This is a genomic window from Paenibacillus agaridevorans (assembly GCF_003112455.1).
Classification (GTDB): domain Bacteria; phylum Bacillota; class Bacilli; order Paenibacillales; family Paenibacillaceae; genus Pristimantibacillus; species Pristimantibacillus agaridevorans.
Genome location: NZ_BDQX01000171.1, coordinates 561,519 through 568,123, shown reverse-complemented (window position 1 = coordinate 568,123; position 6,605 = coordinate 561,519). Strand labels below are relative to the sequence as shown.

General features: G+C 57.8%; 3 protein-coding genes. All 3 read left to right on the top strand.

Features of this window, described 5'->3' with window-relative positions; genetic code table 11:
• Positions 1–4,449, top strand: a 4,449-nt coding sequence (locus tag PAT3040_RS17385) for an S-layer homology domain-containing protein (protein ID WP_181376687.1), incomplete at its 5' end; no start/stop codon positions are given.
• A gap of 197 nt (positions 4,450–4,646) precedes the next feature.
• Positions 4,647–5,606 (top strand): ABC transporter permease, encoded by a 960-nt coding sequence (locus PAT3040_RS17380; RefSeq protein ID WP_108993696.1) that lies wholly within the window; start codon positions 4,647–4,649, stop codon positions 5,604–5,606.
• Between the two features lie 18 nt (positions 5,607–5,624).
• The gene (locus PAT3040_RS17375) at positions 5,625–6,500 is read left to right on the top strand and encodes a carbohydrate ABC transporter permease (protein WP_087566645.1); all 876 of its coding nucleotides are present in this window, start codon (positions 5,625–5,627) and stop codon (positions 6,498–6,500) included.
• Positions 6,501–6,605 lie beyond the last annotated feature (105 nt).

The following is a 6,605-nucleotide window of genomic DNA, read 5'->3' as shown; positions in this document are numbered from 1 at the left end:
GTCTCTGCTGCGAGCAACGAAGCGACGGCGACGACGGAGCCGTCTCCGGGCGCACTGCCGGAGCCGTTTGGCAACGGCGACATCGGCGACGCGAGACTGGCGGGCGACGCCGTATACGACGAAGAGACGGATGCCTTCACGGTTCGAGGCTCCGGAGCGGATATTTGGGGCAATGCGGATGCATTCCATTATGTCTACCGGCCGTGGAAGGGGGATGGCCAGATCGTGGCGCGCATCTCCGGCATGTCGAATACGGTGGCGTGGACCAAGGCGGGCGTCATGATCCGCGGCGGCATCGCAGCCGGTTCGCCGAACGCGTTGATGATGCTGACCGGATCGTACGGCACGAGCTACCAGAGCCGTCTCCAAACGGGCGGCACGACGACGCAACAGGCCGGAGCGGCAGGCGTGACGGCGCCTTATTGGCTTAAGCTTACGCGGGAAGGCTCCATGATCAGCTCCTATCATTCCATCGACGGAGAGAACTGGACGTTGGTCAAGCGGGAGGGGATCGCCCTTGGCGAAACGGCCTACTTCGGGCTTGCGGTTACGAGCCATGACAACAACAAGCTGAGCAGCGTTGTGTTCGACAACGTCAGCGTAGGGCCGGTGCCGGCGGAGGAAAGCTCTTACGCGCCGCAGCCGGGGACGCTCGAGACCCGCCGCGAATGGTTATGGAACAAAACAAAATCCATGTCGGAAGTCGGCGGACAGCTTAATATTTCGCAGATCGTAGCCCAACTGCTGGACGGACAGAACGAAACCGTCAATCTGCAGAAGCTGAACACGATGTTCCAGTCGTACGACTGGGAGCAATACAAGACGGTTGCGAAGATGTATGCGTATCTGCTCGTGGGCGACAAATTCGACAGCGCCTTGACGGAGCATGTGCGGGATTATTTCGCAAGCTACGCCTATGCGAAGCTGCCTCAGACGGAGAACCTGCGGATGAGCAATTATGCAGCCGGTTATCTGGTCGGCCAATATTTCCCCGATCTTGAGGATTTAAACGGCGTATCGGGCGCGGCGCTCAAGAGCTCGAACCGCGCCAACGTCGAGGAGATGCTGGATGCGGGCGTCCGCTTCGGCTGGGCGGAATACGAAAGCCCTGAGTATACGTTTATGACGTACCTCTGCCTCAACGCCCTGTACCAGTTCACGGATGAGCCGGATTTCAAGCAGAAGGTGAAGATGGCGATGGACGTCATGTGGTTCGAATGGGCGAACGACTGGATCGACGGTATTTTTATCTCGACCTCGAACCGCGCTAAAGGAGACGCCGTCTCGGCCAACGATCCGTCCTGGAGAGGGGCCGACCATACGGCGCTGTCGTGGATGTATTTCGGCTCGCACCGCGCCCAGCAGAAGATCGGCGAATCGGATGCAGGCGTTCCCGCTTCCTACCGTCCGTTCCTGGAATATTTGGGCATGGCCGTTTACGAGGGAATGGAATACGAGCCGCCGGCGATGGCCGTCGAGCTTGGACAACTGAAGAATAAAGACTACATGTCGCGCAAAACGAATATGCAAAATTCCAGCGGCCGACTGCTCAATACCTATCGTCAGGCTTATGTGAAGCCGACCTGGGGCTTATCGACGGAGGTCACTTACAATCGCCAAGACAACTGGATTGAAGAAATCCCGGTCGCGCTGCGCTGGCAATCCGACGCGCCTAATCCGCTCTTCCGTGTCAACGCGGACCAGCCGGACGCGGCGATTGGCAACTATAATCAGCCGGAGAACCATCGCATCATGCAGGACGCCAAAGCGGCGCTCGGCGTGTACAAGTCGCTTAAGGAGCCCGGAGCCGCCGATAGCTATTTGACCGCCATGTTCCCGGACACGGGCTCCATTCTCGAATGGGAGGAGCAGGACGGCTGGGTATTTAACCGGACGGAGCAGATGTATTTCGCCTTCAAGATGATCAAGCCATATACCTGGCATTACCAGACGCCGACGGATCCTGCCGACAAGGTGAAGCCGATGACGCCTCACCCGACGAAGCAACTGCATTATAACTACAACATTCTGCGCAGCAAGGCGGATACGAACGGCTGGGTGCTGGATACGGCGGAGATTGGCGACTACGACGATCTTGACGCCTTCAAAAACGCGATTCTCACCGAGACGGAGCTAAACGCCGACGGGATTAATGCGGCCAGTCCGCGTCTTGTGTACACCAATCTGAGCGGCAACGAGATGGACATTACGTTCGACAGAGCTTCCGGCTCTTACGCAGACACTCATCGAATCAACGGCGAGCCGATCGATTACGACAGCTTCAAGCTGTTCGACACGCCGTGGCTGCAGCAGGAGAGAGGGTCGGAGCTATTCGCGGCGACATACGGAGAAGAGTCGCTGACCTACAATTTCGGCAACTGGACGGTGACGAGCCGCAATCCGAACGAGACGGTAGCCGTGACCGGCGTCGCGGTCAGCGAAACCGAGCTGACGCTGGGTGCGGGCAAGTCGTTCCGGCTGCATGCCGAGTTCGAGCCGGCAGACGCGACAAACCGGAACGTCGTCTGGAGCTCGAGCCGTCCGTCCGTCGCCGCAGTGAGCGGTAACGGCACGGTGACGGGCGTTGCGCCGGGAACCGCCGTTATTACGGTAACGACAGAGGACGGCTCCTTTACGGCGGAGACGGACGTGACGGTTGTGATCGAGCCGTTGTTCGAGGACGGCTTCGAGAACGGCATCGCGGCGTGGGATCTGTTTGGAAGCGCGGACTGGCGCATCGAGGGCAGCGGAGCCGAAGCGAAGCTGACCGGCTCGACGCTGCAGATGGGACCTCAGCGAGCCATCGTAAAATCGTCGCTGCTCCCATACGCCTCGACGGATTACAGCATGAGCTTTACGGGAACGGGCAACCGGTTCCGGGCGATGTTCCGCTATTCGTCCGGAACGAGCTATTATTTCCTGGAATTTAAGGACGGAAGCGCGGCAGAGTTGTGGAAATATCCCGGTACGTCCACGCCGGAGCAAGTCGGCTCGATCGTCCAGATCGGGGATGTTATACCGGGTTTTGCGCTCACGGATTCCCATGATTACGTCATTGAAGCCGAAGGCGGCGAGTTCCGCGTGTTCATCGACGGTACGAGGGTGGCGACCTTCGAAGACGACTCACTGGCGGCAGGAGGCGTCGGCTTCTCGGTGAAGAGCGTCGGATCCGAAGCGAAGCTGGCCGTCGATCGGATCAGGGTGATGCCGCTGATCGAAGAGCCGGCTGCCGGAGGCGGCGACGACGACGATGACAATCCGCCTGCGGGCGGCGGCAACGAAGGTCCTCCTGCCGGAAACGGCACCGGTAACGGAAGCAGCACCGGCAATGGAAGCGCAACGGAAACCGACCACACGCTCATCGTGGAAGCCGACAATCTGCAGGGAAATGCGGACGGCACCATCGTCATCGAAGCTCCTGCAGGCGTAACGGAAGTCCGGCTTCCGGCCGGAACGAGCGAGCTGCTGGGCGACAACGCCATCGAAATACGTTCGGAGGAGCTGTCTATCGTGATTCCATCCGCCGTGATCCGCGAGTTGACGGCCCTGCTGCCGGAAGCGGAACGTGCGAAAGGAACCGTTAAGCTCACGCTTGCGCCGTTGCCTTCCGCCGAAGCGCAGAAGGTCCGCGCCGCTGGAGAACGTGCGACCGGAGCGGGTATCCGGCTCGGCAGCGCCATCTATGAGCTTGGTCTGTCCATCGCCGGAACGGCTTCCGCTTCGTTGACTCAATTCCCGGATCCGGTCACGATCCGTCTAAAGGCTGATTCGGCGATTCGCAGCGAACTTGCCGGCGTCTATTATTTGCCAGAAGAAGGGCAGCCGGAATATGTCGGAGGCGACTATGCAAATGGCTGGTGGACGGCGGAAGTGCGTCGCTTCAGCAGATATGCCGTGTTAGAAGTAGCGAAATCGTTCGACGATCTGCCGGCCGCGCATTGGGCGTACAACGTAGTCCGCGGGTTATATGCCAAGGGAATCGTCCAAGGCACCGGAGCTTCGACATTTGCGCCGGAGCGGACCGTGACGCGCGCCGAATTCGCGGCGATGCTGGTAAACGCGCTGGGGCTGACGGAACGGGGCGATCTGCCGTTCGCCGACGTGCCTGCGAACGCCTGGTTCGCGGAGCCCGTGGCAATCGCATACCAAGCGGGCATCGTTGCCGGGAAAGGCGCAGCGAACTTTGATCCGAACGGTCTTGTGACCCGCGAGGAGATGGCGGTTATGGCGATGAGGGCGATCCGCCTGCGCGGAGAAACCGCATCTGTCGGTGCGGCTGCCGCCTATAACGACGAATCGGAACTGTCTCCATGGGCTGTCGCTTATGTAAAGGAGGCGTCCGAGCTTGGACTGTTGCTAGGCAGAGGCGAGGGCCGGTTCGCGCCTAAAAACGGAACGACCCGAGCCGAAGCGGCGCAGGTGCTGCACAGGCTGCTTGCGTTGACTTAGGAGCCGATCAGACAAGCCTCCTTAGCCGTTTGCCGCGGTGCTGGAGGCTTGTGTCTGCCGGGAAAAAGAAATCGGACTTTTCCCCCGTTTTTTCGTCCTTCGCTCCGGTTTTCCAAGGCGCCGATTGCCGCTAAGCTTAATCATGTAAGCATTTTCTTCGGGGGATGCGGTCAGAGAGAGGATGGGAGGAAAGCCGGATGGGAGAGGCGGCTGTCAAGGTTGCCGGTCGGAGAGAAACGCCGCCTGAGCGGCGGACAACAGGGTTAAGGAGGTTATGGAAATACAAGCTGCTGTACGTGCTGCTGATTCCCGCGTTCGTCTGGGTATTTTTGTTCGATTATTTGCCGCTGTACGGAATCAGCATCGCGTTCGTCGATTACAACGCGATTCAGGGATTATCAGCAAGCCCGTGGGCCGGACTGAACTACTTCCGGATGCTGTTCGAATCGGAGATGTTCATGAACGCCTTCGTGAACACGCTGATCATCAGCTTATACAAAATGATAAGCGGTTTTATATGCCCCATCCTGTTAGCGCTTGCACTTAACGAAATCCGTTCGGCGTGGTTCAAAAAAACGTTGCAGACGGCGGTCTATTTGCCGAGATTCGTATCGTGGGTCGTGTACGGGGGCATCATTACGCTGCTCCTGTCGCCGGAGACCGGCATCATCAACAAGGTAATCGAATTTTTCGGCGGCGATCCGGTCTACTTGCTCGTCGACCCCGCCTACTTTCGGACGATTCTGGTCGTTACGGATGCGATGAAGGAGATGGGCTGGGCGGCGATCATCTATATCGCGGCAATTGCCGGCTTGAATCCGGAAGTGTACGAAGCCGCCATTATGGACGGCGCGACGCGGTTCAAACGAATCGTACACATTACGCTGCCGGGCATAGCGAGCACGATCGTCGTTATTTTTATCCTGCGGGTCGGCTACGTCATGAGCGCGGGACTGGATCAGGTCATCAATCTGTACAACCCGATGGTTTTCGAGGTCGGGGATATTCTGGATACGTACATTTACCGGGTCGGCATCGAGCAGTTCAGCCTCAGCCTTGCGGCCGCGGCCGATGTCATCAAAGGCGCGATCGGACTTGTGCTGGTGCTGGTCGCCAATCATATCGCCAAACGAATCAACGACTCCGGTATTTTTTGAGGAAAGGGAAGAGAACGCATGAAGCTTACGCGAGGCGAGACGACCTTCGTCGTCTCCAACTATGTCGTCCTGACGCTTGTTACGATCATCATCGTCCTTCCGTTCTGGTACGTGATCTCCGTATCCCTGACGCCATACTCCATTTTCAGCGAACGGAACGGCATGATTTTGATGCCGACGTCGATCAGCTTCGATTATTACGAATATTTGCTGAAAAAAGGATCGATGATCTACGCCTCCTACGGAAACACGATCCGCAATACGGCGGGAGGCGTCGCGCTGGCGTTGTTCCTGACCGTAACGGCGGCTTACGCGCTGGCGGATAAACGGCTGCCGGGACGCAAAATCATCATTCTGTATTTCGTATTCACGATGTTGTTCCGGGGCGGCATGATCCCGACCTACATTACAATCAAAGGGCTCGGGCTGCTCAATACCGATTACGTCCTGATTCTCGTCATGGCGTTCAGCGCCTTCAACATGATTATTATGAAATCGTTTTTCGAAGGCATTCCGGAAAGTCTGAAGGAATCGGCGGCCATTGACGGGGCATCGGAATTTAGAATATTGTGGCAAATTGTGTTGCCTCTGTCGCTGCCGGTCATCGCCACGGTTGGACTGCTTTACCTGGTCGTTTATTGGAACGATTTCTTTAACGCCATGCTGTACGTCACCGATTGGGACAAAGCGCCGGTCCAGCTCGTGCTTCGCTCGATTATTGCGAGCTCCAGCCTGCCTCCGGAGCTGCTCGAGCAAGCGGGAACCGCGCCGCCGCCCACAATAGGGATACAGATGGCCGCCATCGTCATTGTCGCTTTGCCCATGTTGATCATTTATCCGTTCGTGCAGCGTTATTTTGAGCAAGGCATGCTGATCGGCTCGGTCAAAGGGTGAAGCGCCGTCAACCCGGTTTATCCCCTGCGGGGTAAATATAGTTTTATAAGATAGGACATTTGAGGAGGTCTATGAACCATGTCGAAGAAAAAGAAAGTTTGGCCA